General features: G+C 71.5%; 20 protein-coding genes and 1 tRNA gene. 7 read left to right on the top strand and 14 right to left on the bottom strand.

The features are described from left to right. The first annotated feature begins 170 nt into the window (after nt 1–170). Together ACWD0Y_RS26075 and ACWD0Y_RS26070 are read left to right on the top strand one after the other, a co-directional pair. Entirely contained in the window at nt 171–842 is a 672-nt protein-coding gene (locus ACWD0Y_RS26075) for a FadR/GntR family transcriptional regulator (protein WP_450262754.1), read from the top strand. Nucleotides 843–1,030: 188 nt separating this feature from the next. Further along, nucleotides 1,031–2,071, top strand: coding sequence for a PAC2 family protein (locus tag ACWD0Y_RS26070; RefSeq protein ID WP_450262753.1), 1,041 nt, complete (start codon nt 1,031–1,033; stop codon nt 2,069–2,071). Nucleotides 2,072–2,261: 190 nt separating this feature from the next. Here ACWD0Y_RS26070 and mshC read toward each other — a convergent pair whose 3' ends face one another. From mshC to ACWD0Y_RS26050, 4 genes are all read right to left on the bottom strand, one after another. Continuing rightward, on the bottom strand, nt 2,262–3,491 hold the full coding sequence (gene mshC, locus ACWD0Y_RS26065; protein WP_450262752.1) for a cysteine--1-D-myo-inosityl 2-amino-2-deoxy-alpha-D-glucopyranoside ligase: 1,230 nt from the start codon (nt 3,489–3,491) through the stop codon (nt 2,262–2,264). A gap of 90 nt (nt 3,492–3,581) precedes the next feature. After that, nucleotides 3,582–4,421: an SCO1664 family protein gene (locus ACWD0Y_RS26060; protein WP_450262751.1), complete on the bottom strand. Its 840-nt coding sequence runs from the start codon at nt 4,419–4,421 to the stop codon at nt 3,582–3,584. Next, nucleotides 4,385–4,975, bottom strand: coding sequence for a DUF3090 domain-containing protein (locus ACWD0Y_RS26055; RefSeq protein WP_093801625.1), 591 nt, complete (start codon nt 4,973–4,975; stop codon nt 4,385–4,387). Before ACWD0Y_RS26055 ends, ACWD0Y_RS26060 begins: the two co-directional genes overlap by 37 nt. 67 nt (nt 4,976–5,042) lie before the next feature. Continuing rightward, on the bottom strand, nt 5,043–5,729 hold the full coding sequence (locus ACWD0Y_RS26050; protein ID WP_450262750.1) for a histidine phosphatase family protein: 687 nt from the start codon (nt 5,727–5,729) through the stop codon (nt 5,043–5,045). Between the two features lie 59 nt (nt 5,730–5,788). On the opposite strand from ACWD0Y_RS26050, the gene corA reads away from it, so the two are divergent. Next, the gene (corA, locus tag ACWD0Y_RS26045; RefSeq protein WP_450262749.1) at nt 5,789–6,781 is read left to right on the top strand and encodes a magnesium/cobalt transporter CorA; all 993 of its coding nucleotides are present in this window, start codon (nt 5,789–5,791) and stop codon (nt 6,779–6,781) included. A gap of 19 nt (nt 6,782–6,800) precedes the next feature. On the opposite strand, the gene ACWD0Y_RS26040 is transcribed toward corA, so the two are convergent. Beyond that, a complete protein-coding gene (locus tag ACWD0Y_RS26040; RefSeq protein WP_450262757.1) occupies nt 6,801–7,589 on the bottom strand; it encodes a ferritin-like domain-containing protein in 789 nt (262 codons plus the stop codon). 229 nt (nt 7,590–7,818) lie between these two features. Then, nucleotides 7,819–8,868 carry an LLM class F420-dependent oxidoreductase gene (locus ACWD0Y_RS26035; RefSeq protein ID WP_450262748.1) on the bottom strand — a complete coding sequence of 350 codons (1,050 nt, stop codon included), beginning with the start codon at nt 8,866–8,868 and terminating at the stop codon, nt 7,819–7,821. 149 nt (nt 8,869–9,017) lie between these two features. On the opposite strand from ACWD0Y_RS26035, the gene ACWD0Y_RS26030 reads away from it, so the two are divergent. Further along, a complete protein-coding gene (locus tag ACWD0Y_RS26030) occupies nt 9,018–10,001 on the top strand; it encodes an aldo/keto reductase (RefSeq protein WP_450262747.1) in 984 nt (327 codons plus the stop codon). Next, nucleotides 9,998–12,322, top strand: a complete 2,325-nt coding sequence (locus ACWD0Y_RS26025; RefSeq protein WP_450262746.1) for a helix-hairpin-helix domain-containing protein — start codon at nt 9,998–10,000, stop codon at nt 12,320–12,322. The genes ACWD0Y_RS26030 and ACWD0Y_RS26025 overlap by 4 nt, the downstream gene beginning before the upstream one ends. A 21-nt stretch (nt 12,323–12,343) precedes the next feature. Here ACWD0Y_RS26025 and ACWD0Y_RS26020 read toward each other — a convergent pair whose 3' ends face one another. After that, the gene (locus ACWD0Y_RS26020; RefSeq protein WP_450262745.1) at nt 12,344–13,033 is read right to left on the bottom strand and encodes a hypothetical protein; all 690 of its coding nucleotides are present in this window, start codon (nt 13,031–13,033) and stop codon (nt 12,344–12,346) included. Between the two features lie 47 nt (nt 13,034–13,080). On the opposite strand from ACWD0Y_RS26020, the gene ACWD0Y_RS26015 reads away from it, so the two are divergent. Further along, nucleotides 13,081–13,269 (top strand): DUF5703 family protein, encoded by a 189-nt coding sequence (locus ACWD0Y_RS26015; protein WP_093801618.1) that lies wholly within the window; start codon nt 13,081–13,083, stop codon nt 13,267–13,269. A 60-nt stretch (nt 13,270–13,329) separates the two neighbouring features. On the opposite strand, the gene ACWD0Y_RS26010 is transcribed toward ACWD0Y_RS26015, so the two are convergent. From ACWD0Y_RS26010 to ACWD0Y_RS26000, 3 genes are all read right to left on the bottom strand, one after another. Further along, nucleotides 13,330–14,124, bottom strand: a complete 795-nt coding sequence (locus tag ACWD0Y_RS26010) for a chaplin (protein ID WP_450262744.1) — start codon at nt 14,122–14,124, stop codon at nt 13,330–13,332. 143 nt (nt 14,125–14,267) lie between these two features. Then, complete coding sequence (chpH, locus tag ACWD0Y_RS26005) at nt 14,268–14,501, bottom strand: chaplin ChpH (RefSeq protein WP_344493302.1); 234 nt, start codon at nt 14,499–14,501, stop codon at nt 14,268–14,270. Between the two features lie 145 nt (nt 14,502–14,646). After that, nucleotides 14,647–15,972 (bottom strand): M20/M25/M40 family metallo-hydrolase, encoded by a 1,326-nt coding sequence (locus tag ACWD0Y_RS26000; protein ID WP_450262743.1) that lies wholly within the window; start codon nt 15,970–15,972, stop codon nt 14,647–14,649. A 136-nt stretch (nt 15,973–16,108) separates the two neighbouring features. Between ACWD0Y_RS26000 and ACWD0Y_RS25995 the strand changes: the two genes are divergently transcribed. Continuing rightward, a tRNA-Leu gene (locus tag ACWD0Y_RS25995) sits at nt 16,109–16,196 on the top strand. Nucleotides 16,197–16,234: 38 nt separating this feature from the next. Here ACWD0Y_RS25995 and ACWD0Y_RS25990 read toward each other — a convergent pair. The 4 genes from ACWD0Y_RS25990 to ACWD0Y_RS25975 all read right to left on the bottom strand — a co-directional run bounded on the left by ACWD0Y_RS25990 (nt 16,235) and on the right by ACWD0Y_RS25975 (nt 20,398). Continuing rightward, nucleotides 16,235–16,867, bottom strand: a complete 633-nt coding sequence (locus ACWD0Y_RS25990; protein WP_450262742.1) for an MBL fold metallo-hydrolase — start codon at nt 16,865–16,867, stop codon at nt 16,235–16,237. Further along, nucleotides 16,864–17,952 carry an S-(hydroxymethyl)mycothiol dehydrogenase gene (locus ACWD0Y_RS25985; RefSeq protein ID WP_450262741.1) on the bottom strand — a complete coding sequence of 363 codons (1,089 nt, stop codon included), beginning with the start codon at nt 17,950–17,952 and terminating at the stop codon, nt 16,864–16,866. The genes ACWD0Y_RS25990 and ACWD0Y_RS25985 overlap by 4 nt, the downstream gene beginning before the upstream one ends. A gap of 255 nt (nt 17,953–18,207) precedes the next feature. Further along, nucleotides 18,208–19,668 (bottom strand): amino acid permease, encoded by a 1,461-nt coding sequence (locus tag ACWD0Y_RS25980; protein WP_450262740.1) that lies wholly within the window; start codon nt 19,666–19,668, stop codon nt 18,208–18,210. Then, nucleotides 19,661–20,398 carry a FadR/GntR family transcriptional regulator gene (locus ACWD0Y_RS25975; protein WP_450262739.1) on the bottom strand — a complete coding sequence of 246 codons (738 nt, stop codon included), beginning with the start codon at nt 20,396–20,398 and terminating at the stop codon, nt 19,661–19,663. Before ACWD0Y_RS25975 ends, ACWD0Y_RS25980 begins: the two co-directional genes overlap by 8 nt. Nucleotides 20,399–20,436 lie beyond the last annotated feature (38 nt).

Genomic DNA, 20,436 nt, shown 5'->3' with positions numbered 1-20,436 from the left:
GCAGAGGGGGCCGTCGAAGCCGAAGACCACGCATTGCGCACCTGTGATCAGATCCCGCAGTTTCTCGGTCACCGGTGCCGCCTGTTCGGTTTGAGCGCCTCTTGTCCGTCCCCGCCACGGCCACATAATGGGCTCAGACATCGGATGTCTGAGCGACTAGGAGCCCCAGCGTGGCCGTCACCGACGAGGCGATCGTAAAGATCAAGGAAATGATCGTCTCGGGGGCTCTGGGCCCCGGCGACCGTCTCCCCAAGGAGAGCGAGCTCGCCGCCGGGCTGGGCCTGTCGCGCAATTCGCTGCGCGAGGCGGTGCGGGCGCTGTCGCTGATCCGGATCCTCGACGTACGGCAGGGCGACGGCACGTACGTCACGAGTCTCGATCCGCAACTGCTGCTCGAAGCGATGAGTTTCGTCGTGGACTTCCACCGGGACGACACCGTGCTGGAGTTCCTCGCCGTACGCCGCATTCTGGAGCCCGCCGCCACCGCGATGGCCTGTTCCCGGATCACCGGGGCGGAACTGGACGAGCTGAGCAGCCAGTTGGACGGCCTGGGGCCGGCCCCTTCGGTCGAGGAGCTGGTCGCGAGCGACCTCGAGTTCCACCGCCGCATCGTGCAGAGCTCCGGCAACTCGGTGCTGTGCTCACTGCTCGACGGACTCTCCGGGCCGACGACCCGGGCCCGGATCTGGCGCGGGCTGACCCAGGAGGACGCGGTCGGCCGGACCCTGCACGAGCACCGCGCGATCCTCGCGGCGCTGCGCGACCGGGACGCGGAGGCGGCCAGGGCGTGGGCGACGGCGCACATCGCGAGCGTCGAGCAGTGGCTGCGCTCCACTCTCTAGTGCGTCCTCCCGTACGTCGGATCTCCTCCGCCCGGCCGATCCCGAATGATTCGGCGGGCGCAGGGCACGCTTTCCGCGGGTGCGGCAGCCGCCACCGGGTCCGCCCGGCCGTATAAGGGCTGCGGCCGGACCTGCTGGACGCCGTAAGGTTGATACGTGCACAAGAGAACTTCGGAAGGAGGCACTGGGTGATCGAGCTCGAGGGGGTACCCGAGCTGATCGACCCGGTCATGGTGGCCGCGTTCGAAGGCTGGAACGACGCCGGCGACGCCGCCTCCACCGCGGTCGCGCACCTGGACCGGGAGTGGAAGGGCGAGGTCTTCGCGGCACTCGACGCCGAGGACTACTACGACTTCCAGGTCAACCGGCCCACGGTGTTCCTGGAGGGTGGGGTCCGCAAGGTCACGTGGCCCACCACCCGGCTCTCGGTGGTGCGGATCGGCGGTGACAAGCCCCGTGACCTGGTGTTGGTGCGCGGCATCGAGCCCTCCATGCGCTGGCGTTCGTACTGCAACGAGATCCTCGGCTTCGCGCACGAGCTGGGCGTCGAGATGATCGTGATCCTGGGCGCGCTGCTCGGCGACACCCCGCACACGCGGCCGGTGCCGGTCAGCGGCGTGACGTCGGACGCGGACCTGGCGCGGACCATGGACCTGGAGGAGACCAAGTACGAAGGCCCCACGGGCATCGTCGGAATCCTCCAGGAGGCGTGTACGCACGCGGGCGTACCGGCGGTGAGCCTGTGGGCCGCCGTGCCGCACTACGTCTCGCAGCCGCCGAACCCGAAGGCCACGCTGGCGCTCCTCAACCGCCTCGAAGACCTCCTCGACCTGCGGATCCCGCTGGGCGAACTGCCCGAGGACGCACGGGCCTGGCAGGTCGGCGTGGACCAACTGGCCGCGGAGGACAGCGAGGTCGCGGAGTACGTGCAGTCGCTGGAGGAGGCGCGGGACACCGCGGAGCTTCCCGAGGCGTCGGGCGAGGCCATCGCCCGGGAATTCGAGCGGTACCTGCGGCGGCGCGACGGCGGCCCCGGCGCGGGGCCCGGTACCGGCCCCGGGCACGCCACGGACGGCGGCGAGGGCAGCGGTACGTACCTGCGGGAGAACTCCGGCGGCCGTACGCGGCCCCCCAGGCCGCCGCGCGCGGAGCCCGGCACCGCGGAAGGCCCGGACGGTACGGACGGCGCGGACGGCGCGGACGGCGCGGAAGACTCCTCGGAGGAGTAACGGGACAGCCGGACGGGCAGCGGCGAGCAGCCCGCCCGGCTCTCCGGCTGCCAACTGCCGCCGCCGCGAGGCATGGTGGCCCCCGCGCGCAGCGTGTCCGGCGCAGAAACGCGCAAAGAGCCGAGACCACGACGCGACCGCCCCCGGTCCTCTTCGGGAGAGGACCGGGGGCGGCAGGGCCGGAAAGCGACTACAGGGCCACGCCCAGCAACGCGTCGACGGCGCGCGACACGACGCCGGGGGCACCCTCGTCCGTACCGCCCTCGGACGCCTGACGTGCGGCCCAGCGGTCCACGGCGGCGAGTGCGGCCGGGGCGTCGAGGTCGTGGGAGAGGGCCTCGCGGATCTCCTCGACCACGGCGTCGGCGGACGGCCCGTCGGGACGGGAGACGGCCGCGCGCCAGCGCCCGAGCCGCTCCAGGGCGTCTTCGAGCACCTGGTCCGTCCACTCCCAGTCGGCCCGGTAGTGGTGGGCGAGCAGGGTGAGGCGGATCGCGGCCGGGTCCACGCCGTCGCGGCGCAGCTTCGACACGAAGACCAGGTTCCCCTTGGACTTCGACATCTTCTCGCCGTCCAGGGCGACCATCCCGGCGTGGACGTACGTCTTGGCGAACGGGTACTCGCCGGTCAGCGCCTGAGCGTGGGACGCCCCCATCTCGTGGTGCGGGAAGGCGAGGTCCGACCCCCCGCCCTGCACGTCGAAGCCCATCCCCAGGTGGTCCAGGGCGATCGCCACGCACTCGATGTGCCAGCCGGGCCTGCCACGGCCCAGGGAGGCGCCGTCCCAGCTCGGCTCGCCGTCACGGGCCGCCATCCAGAGCATCGGGTCGAGCGGGTTCTTCTTGCCGGGGCGCTCGGGGTCGCCGCCGCGCTCGGCGGACAGCAGCCGCATCGCGTCGGCGTCGAGCCCGGAGACCTCGCCGAAGTGCGGGTCGGCCTCGACGGAGAAGTACACGTCCCCTTCGAGCTCGTACGCCGCGCCCGCGTCCCGCAGCCGCTCGATGAGCGGCACGATGCCGGGTATCGCTTCGACGGCGCCGATGTAGTGCTGCGGCGGAAGCATCCGCAGGGCGGTCATGTCCTCGCGGAACAGCGCTGTTTCGCGCTCCGCGAGTTCGGTCCAGTCCTGTCCGTCGCGGATCGCCCGCTCCAGCAGCGGATCGTCTACGTCCGTGACGTTCTGGACGTAATGAACCTGCCGCTTGGTGTCGAGCCACACGCGCTGTACGAGGTCGAACGCGTTGTAGGTCGCCGCGTGACCGATGTGGGTCGCGTCGTACGGCGTGATGCCGCAGACATAGATACGGGCGACGGGACCGGGGTCGAGGGTGATCAACCCACTGGTCGCGGTGTCGTGGATCTGGAGGTCGCGGCCCTTGCCAGGCAGGGCGGGGACCTCAGAAGCGGGCCAGGCATGCATGCCTTGAGCGTAACCGGATGCAGGTTCCGGATACGAACCGGATACGGAAACGTGTCCGGTAAGCCACTCTTGCGCAGGCGCGCCGAACGGCTACACCGGTGGCCACGGAATGGCCGGCCAGTCGCCGCCCGGCTCCGGGTGGCGGGCCGTCGTGCGCAGTGCCGCCACCCGCTCCCGCAGCGCCTCCACCTCCACCGGGGTGATCAGTTCGGCCATACGGGTGGCGAGCGGGCGCCCGGGCGCCAGTTCCTCCGACAGCCGGGTCAGCACCTCGACGGCCTCCGCCGTCAGCGGCTCCCCCGCCCAGCCCCACAGCAGGGTGCGGAGCTTGTCCTGCGCGTGGAAGGTGACGCCGTGGTCGATGCCGTACAGCTTCCCGCCCGCGGCCGGCAGCAGGTGGCCGCCCTTGCGGTCGGCGTTGTTGATGACCGCGTCGAGGACCGCGAGGCGGCGCAGGCGCGGATCGTCGGCATGGACGAGAAGCGCCGTGCGCCCCTCCCCCGCCTCGGCGAAGGCGATCGCCTTCCAGCCCTCGGCCGGCTCGTCGTCCTCGACAAGGGCCAGCAGGCCGCCGTCGGCCCCTTCCGGGTCCGTCTCGATCCACAGCTGGCACATGCCCTCGCCGTACGGACCGTCACGCAGCACGGTCGGCGGCACCAGGTCCCACCCCGTCGCCTGCGAGATCTCGTACGCCGCGACCTCGCGCTGGGCGAGCGTGCCGTCGGGGAAGTCCCACAGCGGCCGCTCGCCGGCGACCGGCTTGTACACGCAGGACGCCGTCACGCCCTCGTACTCGATGCCGCAGTGGAGCACCGCGTTGGACGCTTCACGGACGCGTCCGCGCACCGTGAGCTGCCCCTTCACCAGCACGGTGAGGAGGTCGTCCGCGGAGGTCACGCTCCGCGGCGGTATCCGTTCTGACGCGGGCATACGTGTCCCTCCGGGTCGAGCGGCAGGCTGCACAGCGGGCACGGCGGCCGGCCCGCGTTGACAACGTCGAGGGCACGCTTGGCGAAGGCCCTGGCCTGCGCGCCGCTGAGCCGGACCCGCAGCATCGGCGGGCCGTTCTCCTCGTCCTGGAGCAGACGCTCCTCGGCTTCCGCGAGATCCTCGTCGGTCTCCACGTCCAGCTCGACGAGGGCCTGCGCCTCGATGATCATGCGCTGTTCCTGGCCGTCCCAGGCCAGCGCCATGGTGCCGACGCGGAACTCCTCCTCGACAGGTGCGTCCAGCGGCGCGCTGTCGGTGACTTCGGCGGGGGCCACGGCCGGCACGGGGGCGCTTCCCCCGGTACGGCGTACCACTTCGTCGAGCAGCTCGTCGATCCGTTCGGCGAGCGCGGCCACCTGGGCCTTCTCCAGGGCGACGCTGGTGACACGGCCGGCCGCGGATGCCTGCAGGAAGAACGTACGGCGTCCAGGCAGCCCGACCGTACCGGCCACAAAGCGGTCCGGCGGGTCGTAGAGGAACACCTGACGGGACACGTTCTGTCTCCCTTGAAATCGTCTGTACGCGCGGTCTCGGGCGCGTCCACCCTACTGCGCGGAGCGATCACGGTGCGCCCGCGCCGCCCCCTACGGCCGCGTCCCCGTCATTGCCGCTCTCCCGCGGCGCCAGCGGGGCGAGGTCCCCGGTGTCGCCGAGGCGCACGAGAAAGGGGCGGAGTCCGGTGTACCGGATGGCCGTCAGGGAACACGGATCCACGTGAATCCGCTGGAAGAGGTCGAGATGAAGGCCCAGTGCGTCCGCGACGACGGACTTGATGATGTCGCCGTGCGAGCACATCACGTAGACGGCGTCCTCGCCGTGTTCGGCCTCGATGCGCGCGTTCCAGTCCCGTACGGCGTCGACCGCGCGCGCCTGCATGGCGCGCATCGACTCCCCGCCGGGGAACGTGACGGAGGAGGGGTGCTGCTGCACGGCGGCCATCAGCGGCTCGTCGGCGAGCTCGGCGAGCTTGCGGCCCGACCAGTCGCCGTAGTGGCACTCCCCTATCCGCTCGTCGGTGTGCAGCGGGAGACCGGGCCGCGCGTCGAGCAGCGGCTGGAGGGTCTGCCGGCAGCGTTCCAGGGGGCTGCTGACGGCGGCGGCCAGCGGCAGCCCGGTCAGCCGGCCGGGAAGAGCGGCCGCCTGGGAGGCGCCGCGCTCGTCGAGCGTGACACCTGGCGTCCAGCCGGCGAGCAGCCCGGCGGTGTTGGCGGTGGAGCGTCCGTGGCGTACGAGGATCAGCGTGGCCATGACGGCCAGCCTAGGCGGAGGAGGACCCCGGGGTGTGTCCGGGGCCGTACCAGGGGAGAATGCGCGCCGTGATCGTCGACTGTGCCATCTACCGGGAAGGGTGCCGCACCGAGGGCCCTTCCGATTTTTCCGACGCCCTCTCCGAAGCGCGGGCCACCGGCGACGCCTTCCTGTGGATCGGGCTGCACGAGCCCACCGAGAAGGAATTCGACCTCGTGAGCAGCGAGTTCGGCCTGCACCCGCTGGCCGTCGAGGACGCCCTGCGCGCCCATCAGCGGCCCAAGCTGGAGGTGTACGACGACTCGCTCTTCGCGGTGCTGAAGCCGGTGGTCTACGAACCGGAGAGCGACACCGTGACGACGGGCGAGCTGATGGTCTTCGTGGGCGACTCGTTCGTGGTGACGGTGCGGCACGGCGAGGGGGCGCCGCTGGCCGCCGTGCGCCACCGCCTCGAAGCCGACCCCGGCGTCCTGCGGCACGGCCCCACCGCCGTCCTGTACGCCGTGAGCGACGCCGTCGTCGACCACTACATAGAGGTCGGCGCGGAGCTCCAGACCGACCTGGAGGAGCTGGAGGCGGAGGTCTTCGCACCGGACGGCGGCGAGTCCAGGAACACCGCTTCGCGGATCTACACGTTCAAACGGCAGGTACTCGAATTCCGCCGCGCGACCGTGCCGCTCGCCCAGCCCATGCTGCGGCTGTCGAGTCCTGGTCTGCCGTTCGTCGACGACCACGCGCAGCCGTTCTTCCGGGACGTCAGCGACCACCTCACCCGCGCGAACGAGCAGGTGGAGGCGCTCGACCGGCTGCTGTCCGACATCCTGTCCGCGCATCTCGCGCAGATGAGCGTGCGGCAGAACGACGACATGCGGAAGATCTCGGCGTGGGCGGCGATGGCGGCCGTCCCCACGATGGTCGCGGGCGTCTACGGCATGAACTTCGACCACATGCCCGAGCTGAGGTGGGTGTGGGGCTACCCCGCGGTGATCCTGTTGATGGTGGTGTGCGAGATCGGCCTGTACCGCCTGTTCCAGCGCCGGGGCTGGCTCTGACGGACGGCCGCCGTACCGGTCAGACGATTCCGGCGGCGGACGTCGCCGGGCCTCCCAGCGCGTCGCGCCGTCGCGGCATCGTCAGGCCGGCCATGCGCCGCCAGCCGCCGAGGCGCTCGTACGCGTACACGGCGTGGATCCCCGCCGTCAGAGCCGCGGACTTGGGCCCGGGCCACTTCAGGACGCGCCCCATGTGGGCCATGACGGCGAGGCTGACGTCCCGGTAGACCCGGCTCTCCGCCACGGCGCACTCGCGCAGGACCCGCTGGATCGTACGGCCGTGTCCGGCGCGGGCCAGCCGGAGCAGTTCCTCGTGGCAGTACGCGAGGTGGTTCTCCTCGTCGTGGCTGATCATCCTGAACGGTCTGCCCACTTCGGGGTGGTCACCGAAGTACTTGACCAGCATGTCCATCTGGCCGGCGGCCCGCTGCTCGGTCACCCGGCTGTGCGAGAGGTAGACGAGGACGTCCTTCTCGGTCAGCGGCTCGTCGCGGCGCAGCTTGTCGTGGGCGAGGCCGATGCCCCGCCGTTCGAGCAGCATCGTGTAGTCGGTCTCCGGCGGGACCGGAACCGGTTCGAGGTTCCGCTTCCTGAGCAGGGCGTGGAAGATCCGGCCGTGCTTGTCCTCGTCGGCGCCGTGCCGGGTGATCTTCGGGGCGAGGGACCTCATGCTCCCGGGCACCAGGGCCGCGATCCGGCCGTTCTCCCAGCCGCCCTGGGTCTCGCCGCTGGCGGCTATGGAGCAGAAAAGCCGGAAGGAATCGTCGTTGTCGAGGATCTCCTGGAAAAGACTCCGGGGCGAGAGCACCACTGACACCTCCATGCAGACATCCGCAAAGAGAAAGTCAAATGCGGCACGGGAGGGCAGGCAACAGCTGCACCCGTCAACTCGGCCGGAAGGATGAACCCCGGGGTGGTACGGACGCGTAACCCCACCGGCCCGTACGGCGTTGTTGTGCATGACGGCCGTGGCGGGGAAGACCCCCGAGCCCCCACCACGGCCGCAGACTTTCCTTCCGCCGCCCCGCCCCGCCGGGTTACGCGAGACCCGCGCGCTCCAGAGCCTCGGTGCCGGCGCGCAGGGCCGTGATCCGCTCGTCGAGCGTGAATCCCGCGGGGGCCAGCGTCAGCGTCGTCACTCCGGCGGCCGCGTACGCCGCCATCCGGTCGGCGATCCGCTCCACGGAGCCCAGCAGGGTGGTCTGGTCGATCAGCCGGTGCGGGATCGCGGCGGCGGCGCCCGCCTTGTCGCCGGACAGGTACTTGTCCTGGATCTCGGCGGCTTCCTTCTCGTAGCCCATGCGCTGCGCGAGCCGGTTGTAGAAGTTCTGATCGCGGCTGCCCATGCCGCCGACGTACAGCGCGGTGTACGGACGGAACAGGTCGGCCAGCGCGTTCACGTCGTCGCCGACCGCGAGCGGCAGCGTGGGGCAGACGTCGAAGTCCTCCATGGTCCTGCCGGCCTTCTCCCGGCCCGCGCGCAGGTACTGGATCGCCGTGTCCTCGATGTGTTCGGCGGAGGGGAAGATCAACAGGGCGCCGTCGGCGATCTCGCCCGTCTGCTCCAGGTTCTTGGGGCCGATCGCGGCGATGTAGAGCGGGATGTGCTCGCGCTGCGGGTGGACCGTGAGCTTCAGCGGCTTGCCGGGGCCGCCGGGCAGCGGCAGCGTCCAGTGCCGCCCCTCGTACGACAGGTGCTCGCGGGTCATGGCCTTGCGGACGATCTCGACGTACTCACGGGTGCGGGCCAGCGGCTTGTCGAACTTCACGCCGTACCAGCCCTCGGACACCTGCGGGCCCGAGACGCCGAGTCCGAGGCGGAAGCGGCCGCCGGAGAGGGAGTCGAGGGTGGCGGCGGTCATCGCCGTCATGGCGGGCGTACGGGCCGGGATCTGGAAGATCGCGGAGCCGACGTCGATGCGCTCGGTCCGGGCCGCGACCCAGGAGAGCACGGTGGCGGCGTCCGAACCGTAGGCCTCGGCGGCCCAGCAGACGTCGTAGCCGAGCCGGTCCGCTTCCTGGGCGACGGCCAGATTGTCGCCGTCCGCTCCCGCGCCCCAGTAACCGAGGTTGATGCCGAGCCGCATGCCACTCCCCTTACTGATCAGTAACGTACCTGTGCGGGGACTCTAGCGCGCGAGACCCCCGTCCGTCAGGGGCGCAAAGGGCCGGCACTCGGGTGCGGGTTGTCCACAGGTCGCCTGCCGGACGGCCCCCGGCCAGTAATCTCGCGCCCATGGAGCAGAGGCATCTCGGCCGCACGGGCCTGCGCGTATCGAGGATCGGGCTCGGCACTCTCACCTGGGGGCGGGGCACCGACGAGCACGACGCCGCCGATCTGTTGAAGGCATTCTGGCGCGCGGGCGGCACGCTCGTCGACACGGCGGACGTGTACGGCGACGGAGACGCGGAGCACCTGCTCGGACACCTCATGGAGCGGCTCGTTCCGCGGCGGGACCTGGTCATCGCGACCAAGGCGGGCAGCGTGCCCGACCCCGACCGGCGCTTCGACGGCTCACGCGGCCATCTGCTGGCGGCGCTCGACGCGTCGCTGGAGCGGCTCGGTACGGATTACGTCGATGTGTGGCAGCTGCACGCCTTCGACGCGGCGACGCCGCTCGACGAGACGCTCCAGGCGCTCGACATCGCGGTCGGCAGCGGCCGGGCGCGGTACGCGGGGGTGTCCAACTTCTCCGGCTGGCAGCTGGCGAAGGCCGCCACCTGGCAGCTCGCCGCGCCCGGTGTACGCACCCGGCTCGCCAGCACACAGATGGAGTACTCACTGCTCCAGCGCGGTGTGGAGCGGGAGGTACTGCCGGCCGCGCTCGATCTGGGGGTCGGCCTGCTGCCGTCGTCGCCGCTCGGCCGGGGCGTGCTCACCGGCAAGTACCGGCATGCCGTACCGCCCGACTCGCGCGGTGGGTCGGAGCAGCTGTCGGGGTTCGTCGCGCCGTACCTCGGCGACGCGCCGGGCCGGATCGTGGACGCGGTCGCGACGGCCGCGGACGGGCTCGCCGCGACCACGCTCCAGGTGGCCCTCGCCTGGGTCCGGGACCGGCCGGGCGTGGTGGCCCCGATCGTGGGCGCGCGCACCGCGCAGCAGCTCACGGAGGCATTGTCAGTGGAGACGCTTAGTCTTCCGGATGAGATCTGCCGGGCGCTCGACGATGTGTCGGCGCCCGTGCACCGCTACCCCGACCAGGACTGGAGCACGCTGTGACTGCGCTGCCCCGGGGGGCAACCCCCGGCCCCCCGGCCGAAGACCGCGACACCGCCGCGGCGGACGGCGTCGACCCGACCGCCGGTTCCGCGGGCGCGGCGCCAGAAGCCGCGGTGGGCGGCCCGGTGGACGACACGACGGACACCGAGGGGCGTCCGGAGCTCACCGGCGAGGACGCGGGGGCCGGCGCCCGGGGAACGGCGGACCGTGACAGTGCCGGTGCCGGTGCCGGTGCCGGTGCCGGTGAAAGCCCGGTGGACGACGAAGGGCCGTCGAGCGGTGGCGAGGCCGCCGCTGAGACCGGCGGTGCGCCGCAGTTGTCGGAGGCCGAGGCAGAGCTCGCCGCCCAGCGGGCGTTGCGGGAGCGGATCGAGCAGCGCAAGGCCGGGAAGACCGCGCCCGTCGAGGCCGGTGCCAAGCTGAGCGGGCAGGCCGCCGAGCTGCTCGCGGCGGTACGGGCCGTGGAGAGCGGCGCGAAGTCCGGGGACGCGTTCTTCGCCTCCCCGGCGCCCGCGCCGCGCCCCGCCGCGCCCGAGCCCGCTCCTGTCCCGGCCGCGCCGGTGCGGGCTGCCGGGCCCGCCCCCGCCGCGCCGGAGGCCGTGGCGTCCGTACGGGCCGTACTGACCGAGGGCGGCGCCCCGGAGGCGCTGGCCGGACCGGTCGCGGGCGTACTCGGGGAGCAGGCCGGGCAGGTGCTGCGCGACGACCCGTGGCAGCTGCTGTCCGTGCCCGGGGTGCGGCCCGAACAGGCCGACGTATTCGCGCGCGCACTGCTCGGCGCCGAGTGCGGCCCCGGCGACGAGCGCCGGACGGCGGCGCTGGTCGGATGGCTCCTGGAGCGGGCGGCGGTCCGGGGCCACACCGCCCTGGAGTCCGGCGCCGTCCGCAAGGCGCTGACCGAGTACAAGGTGCCCGACCCGGACGAGGCCGTTCAGAACGCGGTCGCCGAGGGCGTGGTACTGGCCTTCCAGGACGGCGCACAGGACGGCGCGGCCGACGAGCCCGACAGCGAGGAGCCGGTGCAGGTCCTGCTGGGGCTCGACCGGTACGCCCTCGCCGAGGAAAGCCTCGCCGAGGGCCTCGCCCGGCTGGCCAGTACGTTCGACAACGCGGCGGCGGAAACGGCCGGCTGGGACGCCGGCGGCGTCTCGCCCTCCGCCGCCGAACTGATCCGCGCCGTCGCCGCGAACGGCCTGGTCGCCCACAGCGGCGGTGAGGCCGCCCGCGCCGAACCGGCCGCGCTGGTCGCCGCGGCGCGCCGCCTCGGCCTGCGGGCGTACGCCGCGTCGCACAGCGCCGACGGCCGCCGGCGTCTCGCCGCCGCGCTCGACGACGCGTCGGCCCCGGTCACCGTCTCCGGCCTGCTCGCCGGGGCCGAGGGCCCCGGCCGGGACGAGGACGGCGCGTTCGCCCTCGATCTGCTGGTCGTGCTGGACGCCCCGCAGCTGGACGTGGAGAGCGCCGCGGTCCTCGTGGAGTCGCTGGCGGACGGCACCCGGCTCGTCCTCAGCGGCGATCCCCACGTGCTGCCGTCCGCGGGCGCGGGCCGGGTCTTCGCGGACCTGCTGGCCTCCCGCGCGTGCCCGCACATCGTCTCGCGTACGCCCGACCCCGGCCCGATCGGCGAGCTGGTCTCCGGTATCGGGGTCGGCGAGCTGAACCAGGTCGAGGCGCCCGGCAGGGAGGTGGTGATCGTTCCGGTCCGTGACGCCGGGGAGGCCGTGCACCGGACCGTCCAGCTGGTCGCCGACTCGGTGCCGCGCGCCTTCGGGGTGTCCGCCGCGCAGACCCAGGTGATCACCCCCGGGCACGGCGGTTCCGCGGGCACCCGTGCGCTCAACGCGGCGCTCAAGCAGCGGCTCAACCCCGGCCCGGGCCGGTTCGGCGGCTTCGACCCGGGAGACCGGGTCGCCCACGTCCCGGCGCCCGGCAGGACGCTGCCCGGCACGGTCGTCTCGGCGGACGCCGACGGCCTGCACCTCGACTGCGAGGGCACGCCCGTCGTCGTACCGAAGGACCGGGTGGAGACCGAGGTACGGCACGCCTGGGCGCTCACCGCGCACCAGGCGACCGGAATGCGGTGGCCCGCGGTCGTGGCCGTCCTGCCCGGAGACGCCGCCCCGGCGCTGGACCGCCCGTGGATCTACACCGCGTTCAGCCGCGGGGAGCGGCACCTGTCCGTGGTCCACGGCGTCGACCAGGCACTGCCCCGCGCGGTGGCCGAGATCCCGGACCGGCCCCGCACCACGCGGCTGCGCGCCCTGCTCCAGCCCCCCGCCGCACGGCCGGGCGAGCAGCAGGGCGAGCAGCCCGCCCCTTAGGAAGGCGGCGGAGGCCGACGGTCAGCGCCGGTCGTGGCCGTCGGCCTCGTCCAGCTCGTCGTCGAAGACGGAGCTGACGTCGAAACGGCACACGACCCGCTGCGGATCGGCCTGCTCGAAGGGGGCGTTCAGCCACTCCCCCGGCTCGGGCAGGTCCTCCGCGGCGGCGACCCACAGGGTGGAGTCGCCCTCCTCCAGCCCGAACTCCTTGTGCCGGGAGGCGATTTCGTCCGGCTCGTACTCGCCGAAGAGCACGCCCAGGGCGGCATGGACGCTGCCGCCGACGACCGCCGCCGTACCGCTCCGCTCGTCGGTGTCGAGATCGGTGTCGGCGTCGATCACCGGGCCGTCGACGTCCGGGTCGAGATCGGCGATCCGCTGTGCCTGGGCGAGCAGCCGTTGCGTCTCCACCACCGCGTAGTCGCGACGGATGAGGACGGTCACCGCATTGGGCTCCTCGGGCCCGGTGTACGGCGGCATGGAGTCGTCCGACCCCGGGATCTCGAAGGGCGTGACCTCGTCGTACCGGTCGTAGAGCCGCTCGTCGTACGCCTCGGCGGCCGCGGCGAGCTCGTTGAACGCGTCGTAGACGGCCGGGTCGTCGTCCCCGGTGCGGCGTTCGACCGCGTCGAGGTGACGGTCGAGCGCGACTTTGACCGCCTCGGCGGCGGCGCGTACCTCGGCAGCGGTGGGATGCGCAGCATCAGACATAGTGCAGACGCTATCCGTACCGGGGCTCTGCCCGCACAATAGATGCGATGCCGGAATACGAATTTGTCGACGTGTACGTGCCGCGCGGGGTCTCCCGCAAGGACGCGACCCGTCTGCTGACCGACCATGCCGAGTACGGACACTGGGAGTTGGACCGACTGAGTCTGCACCGGGACGGCAGCCGCCGCGTGCGGCTGCGCAGGCGGATCATCCGCCAGCTTCGCGCCACCTGGTGAAGACGGAGCGGGCCCCGCGATCGCGGGGCCCGCTCCGTTCCTGCCGGCGCTTTTCCCGCGTTACGCCGCGGAGCGCGCCCTGCGGTACAGCACCGCACCGGCCAGCAGCAGCCCAGCCCCGGCCGGGACGATCACGCCGAGCGGGGCGCCGGCGCCGGTCTGGGCGAGCGCTTCGGTGCCCTTGGGCTGGGTGACGGTCCGGGTGTCCGGCTCGTTCGGGGTGCCCGGCTTGCCGGGCGTCGCCGGCTCCTCCGGCTCCCCGGGCGCGTCCGGCTTCTCGGGGGTTTCCGGCGAGCCCGGGTTGCCCGGCTCCTCCGGCTCCCCGGGATTGCCCGGCTCCTCCGGCTCCCCGGGATTGCCCGGCTCCTCCGGCTCGCCCGGCGGTTCCTCGGGACCCGGCCCCGGCGGAGTCCCGGTGGAGTCGTTGCCGCAGTCGTTGCCCACGGCGGGGTTGGCGAGGCCGCCGACGGTGACGCTGTTTCCGCAGACGTTCACGGGGGCGTCGACCGGCACCTGGACGTGGTTGCCCGAGCCGACACCGGGGGAGTTGCTCGCGTGCCCCTCGGCCGCCGCTCCGCCTCCGTTGTGGTTCTTGCCGGGCTTCGAGCCCTTCGAGCCATTGGCGCAGCGGTTGCCGACGGCGGGATTGAGCACCCCGACGACATTCACGGTGTTTCCGCACAGATTGATCGGAGCGTTCACCGGAGCCTGCACGGAATTCCCGGACAGTACGCCCGGGGAATCCGACGCGGATCCTTCGGCCCCCGAGCCGGCGTGCGCGTTTCCGCCCCCCACAGCCAGCAGACCGCTCGCGGCCGCCATGGTGATCAGGCTGTTTCTCGTTACCTGACGCATTCGTACGTTCCCCTGCCTCTTGCCTTCACCGAATACCCACGGGACGTTGCCGACCGCAGGCCGAACGCCCGGCGACCCCGGAGTGCATGGCGCGCACTCCGGGGCCGCCCGGGACTCAGACCCTTACGGGTTCATGCCCAACGTCACTTGTTGATGCAGGTGTTGCCGAAGGCGGGGTTCAGCAGCCCGATCACGGAGACCGTGTTGCCGCACGCGTTCACCGGCACGTGGATCGGGGCCTGGACGACGTTGCCCGAAAGCACGCCGGGGGAGCCGACAGCGGCACCCTGGGCACCCGAGTCAGCAACGGCCATGCCCGCGCCGGCGAGAACCAGACCACCAGTAGCAGCCGCAGCAGCGACGACCTTCTTGATCATTACTTTTCCTCCTTGTTGGCAAATGCGGTTCAGCCGCGAACCACACCCCTCGTAACGAAGGGAAAGCAATTGGGCTACTAGCGTATGGTCGCATTCACTCTTTTCGGTTGAATAGCACACTCGGCCGATTATTGGGATTTTCGTTTCAGCAGTTGTCCAGGAAACGGTCCAGGACACGCACGCCGAACTTCAGCCCGTCCACCGGAACCCGCTCGTCGACGCCGTGGAACATCCCGGCGAAGTCCAGCTCGGGCGGCAGCTTCAGCGGCGCGAAGCCGAAGCAGCGGATCCCGAGGTCGTCGAAGGACTTGGCGTCGGTCCCGCCGGAGAGCATGTACGGGACGGCGCGCGCGATGGGGTCCTCGGCCCTGAGCGCCACCTGCATCGCGTCGACGAGGTCCCCGTCGAAACTGGTCTCCAGGGCCTTGTCGCCGTGCACGTCCTCGCGCCGCACGCGCGGGCCGAGGATCCGGTCGAGGTCGGCGAGGAACTCGTCCTCGTACCCGGGCAGGAAGCGCCCGTCGACGTGCGCGGTCGCCTGCCCGGGGATCACGTTCACCTTGTAGCCCGCGCCGAGCATGGTCGGGGCGGCGGAGTTGCGCAGCGTGGCGCCGATCATCTTCGCGATGCCGCCGAGCTTGGCGAGCGTCGCGTCCATGTCCTCGGGGTCGAGCGGGGTGCCGAGCGCGTCGGAGAGCTCGTCCAGGAAGGACCGCACGGTCTTGGTGACCCGCACCGGCCACGTGTGCCGCCCGAGCCGCCCCACGGCCTCGCACAGCTCGGTGATCGCGTTGTCGCTGTTGGTCATCGAGCCGTGGCCGGCCGTGCCGTCCACGGTGAGCCGCATCCAGTGCATGCCTTTCTGCGCCGTCTCGACGAGGTAGAGCCGCAGGTTCTCGTTGACGGTGAAGGAGAAGCCGCCGACCTCGCCGATGGCCTCCGTGACACCGTCGAAGAGGTCCGGGTGCTTGTCGACGAGATGCCGGGCCCCGTACGTGCCGCCCGCCTCCTCGTCGGCGAGGAAGGCCAGCACGATGTCGCGCGGGGGCTTGCGGCCGCTGCGCATCCTGTCGCGCACGACCGCGAGGGTCATCGCGTCCATGTCCTTCATGTCGACCGCGCCCCGGCCCCACACGCAGCCGTCCGCGATCTCGCCCGCGAAGGGGTGGTGCGTCCAGTCCTGGGCGTTGGCCGGTACGACGTCGGTGTGCCCGTGGATGAGCAGTGCGGGCCTGGAGGGGTCCTCGCCCTCGATCCTGGCCACGGTGGAGGCCCGTCCCGGGTGGGACTCGAAGATCTGCGGTTCGAGCCCCACCTCGGCGAGTTTCTCGGCGACGTACTCCGCCGCGGCGCGCTCTCCCGGCCCCGAGTGGTCTCCGTAGTTGCTGGTGTCGATCCTGATCAGGTCACGGCAGAGATCGACGACCTCGTCCTCGCCCGGAACCGTTCGGTCCGTCTTCGACTCGCTCACGCTGCTTCCTCCCACTGGCGTTGCTGGTGGTCGCCCTCATCCTCCCGCTGCCGGTCAGGGGGTGTGATCAGGGGGTCTGAATGTTTGCTATGGTTTTCCACGTCGGAACGGCCCAGGGCCGCGAGACAGACACCTTGTCCGGGTGGCGGAATGGCAGACGCGCTAGCTTGAGGTGCTAGTGCCCTTTATCGGGCGTGGGGGTTCAAGTCCCCCCTCGGACACCAGCGAAGAACCCCCAGTGGAACTGGGGGTTCTTCTGTTTTCAGTGCCCTCTGGTGATCCATTCCTGGAGGTGCGGGGCCTCCGCGCCGATGGTGGTCCCGTCGCCGTGGCCGGTGCGGACGACCGTGTCCGGCGGCAGGGCGAGCAGCCTGTCGCGGATCGAGTCGATGATCGTCGGGAAGTCCGAGAAGGACCGGCCGGTGGCGCCGGGGCCGCCGGCGAAGAGGGTGTCGCCGGTGAAGACGGTGGCCAGCTCCGGGGCGTACAGGCAGACCGCGCCGGGGGCGTGTCCCGGGGTGTGCAGGACGGTCAGTGCGGTGCCGGCGACGGTGAGGGTCTGGTGGTCGGTGAGCTCGCCGTCGGGGGCGCGGCCGGGGTGGGTGTGCTTCCACAGGGGCAGGTCGTCGGGGTGCAGGAGGATCGGTGCGCCGGTGGCGGCGGCGAGGGCCGGTGCCGCGTCGATGTGGTCGTTGTGGGCGTGCGTGCAGACGATGGCGCGCAGGGTGCGGCCGCCGAGGGCTGCCAGGACGGCACCGGCGTCGTGGGCGGCGTCGATGACGATCGCCTCGGTGTCGTCGCCGACGATCCAGATGTTGTTGTCGACCTCCCAGGTGCCGCCGTCGAGAGAGAAGGTGCCGGAGGTGGTCAGGTGGTCGATGCGTGCGGAGGTCATGCGAATTCCACCACCGAGCGCAGTACGTCGCCCTGGTGCATGCGGGTGAAGGCCTTCTCGACGTCGCCGAGGCCGATGGTCTCGGTGACGAAGGCGGCGAGGTCGATGCGGCCCTGCTGGTGCAGGTCGATCAGCATCGGGAAGTCGCGGGAGGGCAGGCAGTCGCCGTACCAGGAGGACTTGAGGGCTCCGCCGCGGCCGAAGACGTCGATCAGGGGGAGTTCCAGGGTCATGTCGGGGGTGGGGACGCCGACGAGGACGACGGTGCCGGCCAGGTCGCGGGCGTAGAACGCCTGCTTGTACGTCTCGGGGCGGCCCACCGCCTCGATGACCACGTCGGCGCCGAAGCCGCCGGTGAGTTCGCGGACGGCCTCGACGGGGTCGGCGGAGCGGGAGTTGACGGTGTGAGTGGCGCCCATGGTGCGGGCGGTCGCCAGTTTGCGGTCGTCGATGTCGACCGCGATGATCTTCGACGCGCCCGCGAGCCGGGCGCCCACGATCGCCGCGTCGCCGACGCCGCCGCAGCCGATGACGGCGACCGAGTCGCCGCGGGTGACCCGGCCGGTGTTGATGGCGGCGCCGATGCCCGCCATGACGCCGCAGCCCAGCAGACCGGCGACGGCGGGCGAGGCGGCGGGGTCGACCTTGGTGCACTGGCCGGCCGCGACCAGGGTCTTCTCGGCGAACGCGCCGATGCCGAGCGCCGGGGACAGCTCGGTGCCGTCGGGCAGGGTCATCTTCTGCCGGGCGTTGCGGGTGTCGAAGCAGTACTGGGGGCGGCCGCGCAGGCAGGCCCGGCACTGGCCGCACACCGCACGCCAGTTGAGGATGACGAAGTCTCCGGGGGCGACGTCGGTGACGCCTTCGCCGACCGTCTCGACGATGCCCGCCGCCTCGTGGCCGAGGAGGAAGGGGAAGTCGTCGTTGATGCCGCCCTGCTTGTAGTGCAGGTCGGTGTGGCAGACCCCGCACGCCTGGACCTTCACGACGGCCTCGCCGGGGCCGGGATCGGGAATCGTGATCGTCTCCACCCGCACCGGCTCGTTCTTCCCCGGGGCGACTACCCCCTGGACCTGCTGTGACATAGGTGAACTTCCTTCCTCGCGCATGGAGTACGGGAACCGCTTCCGCACCGTACCCGCTCCGCGGACCGGCGTCGCAGATCCGCTGTCCGCCCACGCGGGTGCCGGTGGCGCGGGTCCCGGCGGTCTTTCCGGGCGGTGCCGCGCGCCGGTGCTTGCCGGCCGCGGCGCGGCTCCAGGAGCCGTGTGCGCGGCAACGCGCGGAGGGTGACACCCCGCCGTGGAGTGCCACCCTCCGCGTCGTACGGAGCGGGCGGGCTAGACGTGCTTGCGGTCCGCCGCCAGCACGGCCACCCGCTTGCGGACCACGAACCAGCCGCCGACCAGGGCCGCCGCGATCAGCGGGAGGCACATCACGGTCGTCCGGCCGATGCCGCCGCCCCACCACATCAGGACGACGACGCTGGCGAGGAAGACCAGCGTGACGATCTGCGTGTACGGGGCCCAGGGCAGCCGGTAGGAGGGGCGGGTGACCTTGCCCTCCTGGGCGCGGCGCCAGAAGAGCAGCGAGCACAGCATGATCATGCCCCAGGTGCCGAGGATGCCGATCGACGCGAAGTTGAGGACGATCTCGAAGGCCTCACCGGGCATGACGTAGTTGAGGCCGACGCCGAGGACGCCGAAGCCGGCGGTGAGCAGGATGCCGCCGTACGGGACCTGGCCCTTGTTCATGCGGCCCGTGAACTTCGGCGCGGAGCCCGCCAGCGCCATGGAGCGCAGGATGCGGCCGGTGGAGTACAGGCCGGAGTTCAGGCTGGAGAGGGCCGCCGTCAGCACGACGAGGTTCATCACGTCGGCGGCGCCGGGGACGCCGAGCTTGTTCATGACGGTGACGAAGGGGCTCTCGTCGCCGGAGTACGCCGTGTACGGGAGCAGCAGGGCGAGCAGGACGACCGAGCCGACGTAGAACAGGCCGACGCGCCACATGATCGAGTTGATCGCCTTCGGCATGATCTTCTCGGGGTTCTTGGTCTCGCCCGCGGCGACGCCGCACAGCTCGACCGAGGCGTAGGCGAAGACGACGCCCTGGATGACCAGGAGCATCGGCAGCATGCCGACCGGGAACAGGCCGCCGCCGTCGCTGACGGTGGAGAAGCCCGGGGTGTGGCCGTCGAGCTGGTGCTGGGTGACCACGAGGTAGATGCCGATGGCCATGAAGACCACCAGGGCGGCGACCTTGATGATCGCGAACCAGAACTCCATCTCGCCGAAGTACTTCACCGAGATCAGGTTCGCGGTGAGGACGACGGCGAGGGCGATCAGGGCGAGGATCCACTGGGGCACGTCGCTGAACATGGCCCAGAAGTGGGCGTAGGTCGCGGCGGCCGTGATGTCGGCCACAGCGGTGGTCGACCAGTTGAGGAAGTACAGCCAGCCCGCCGCGAAGGCGCCCTTCTCCCCCATGAACTCACGGGCGTACGACACGAAGGCGCCGGAGGACGGGCGGTAGAGGACCAGCTCACCCAGCGCGCGGACGACGAAGAAGGCGAAGACGCCGCAGATCGCGTAGGCGATGGCCAGGGACGGACCCGCGCCTGCCATGCGGCCGCCCGCGCCCAGGAACAGGCCGGTGCCTATCGCTCCGCCGATGGCGATCATGTTGATGTGGCGGGACTTGAGGTCCTTGCTGTAACCCTCGTCACCCGCGTCGACATGTGGGGATGTCGACACGGGGTCGGCGGGACCGGCCGGGGCCGCAGACAGAGTGCGGTCACTCATGAATTTTTTCGCCTTCATTTGGGGGGAGTGCGGCGCCGGGCCGCACGATCGCGTGAAGAGTGATCTCGACGTGTTCGAGATGGGCGGCCATCGCCTGTACGGCCGCCCCCTCGGAGCCGCGGACGATGGCGTCCACGAGGGCCCGGTGCTCGAGGTCCGACTGGCGTCGCCGGTCCCCGAGCTGGTTCAGGAAGGTGGACTGCCGGGCGAGGGCGTCCCTGATCTCTTCGATGATCTTGCGGAAGACAGGATTGCCCGAAGCCTGTGCGACACAGGTGTGGAAGAGCGTGTCCAGCGTCACCCAGGCAGCGGGATCGGACTCCTGCTCCATCTTCCCGATCAGATGCGTCAGCAGGTCGACATCTTCCTGCGTCCGCCGGAGAGCAGCGTAACCCGCGACGGGGATTTCGACATGCCGCCGCACTTCGAGCAGGTCACGGGAGGAGTACGCGCCGAAGACCGGATTCTGGTCGGGCCCGCTCGCCGCGACGTACGTGCCCTTGCCGGCCCGGGACACCGTGAGGCCGAGCGCCTGGAGGGTGCGCAGGGCCTCCCGCACGACGGAGCGGCTGACCTCGAAGCGCTTGCCGAGCTCCGCCTCCGTGGGAAGTTTCTCACCGACGGCGAGCTCTCCCCGCTCTATCGCGTCCCGGAGGTGGGTGAGGACGGCTTCCATCGCGCTGATGCGCCGGGGTGTGCCGCCACCTGTCCGGCTGTCTGACAAGACCATGCGGAGAATGCTCGGAGGTCGGACACACAAGCGTCAAG

The organism is Streptomyces altiplanensis (genome assembly GCF_053591575.1).
The sequence above is the reverse complement of the archived record's forward strand: the minus strand, read 5'-3'. Positions and strand labels throughout refer to the sequence as shown.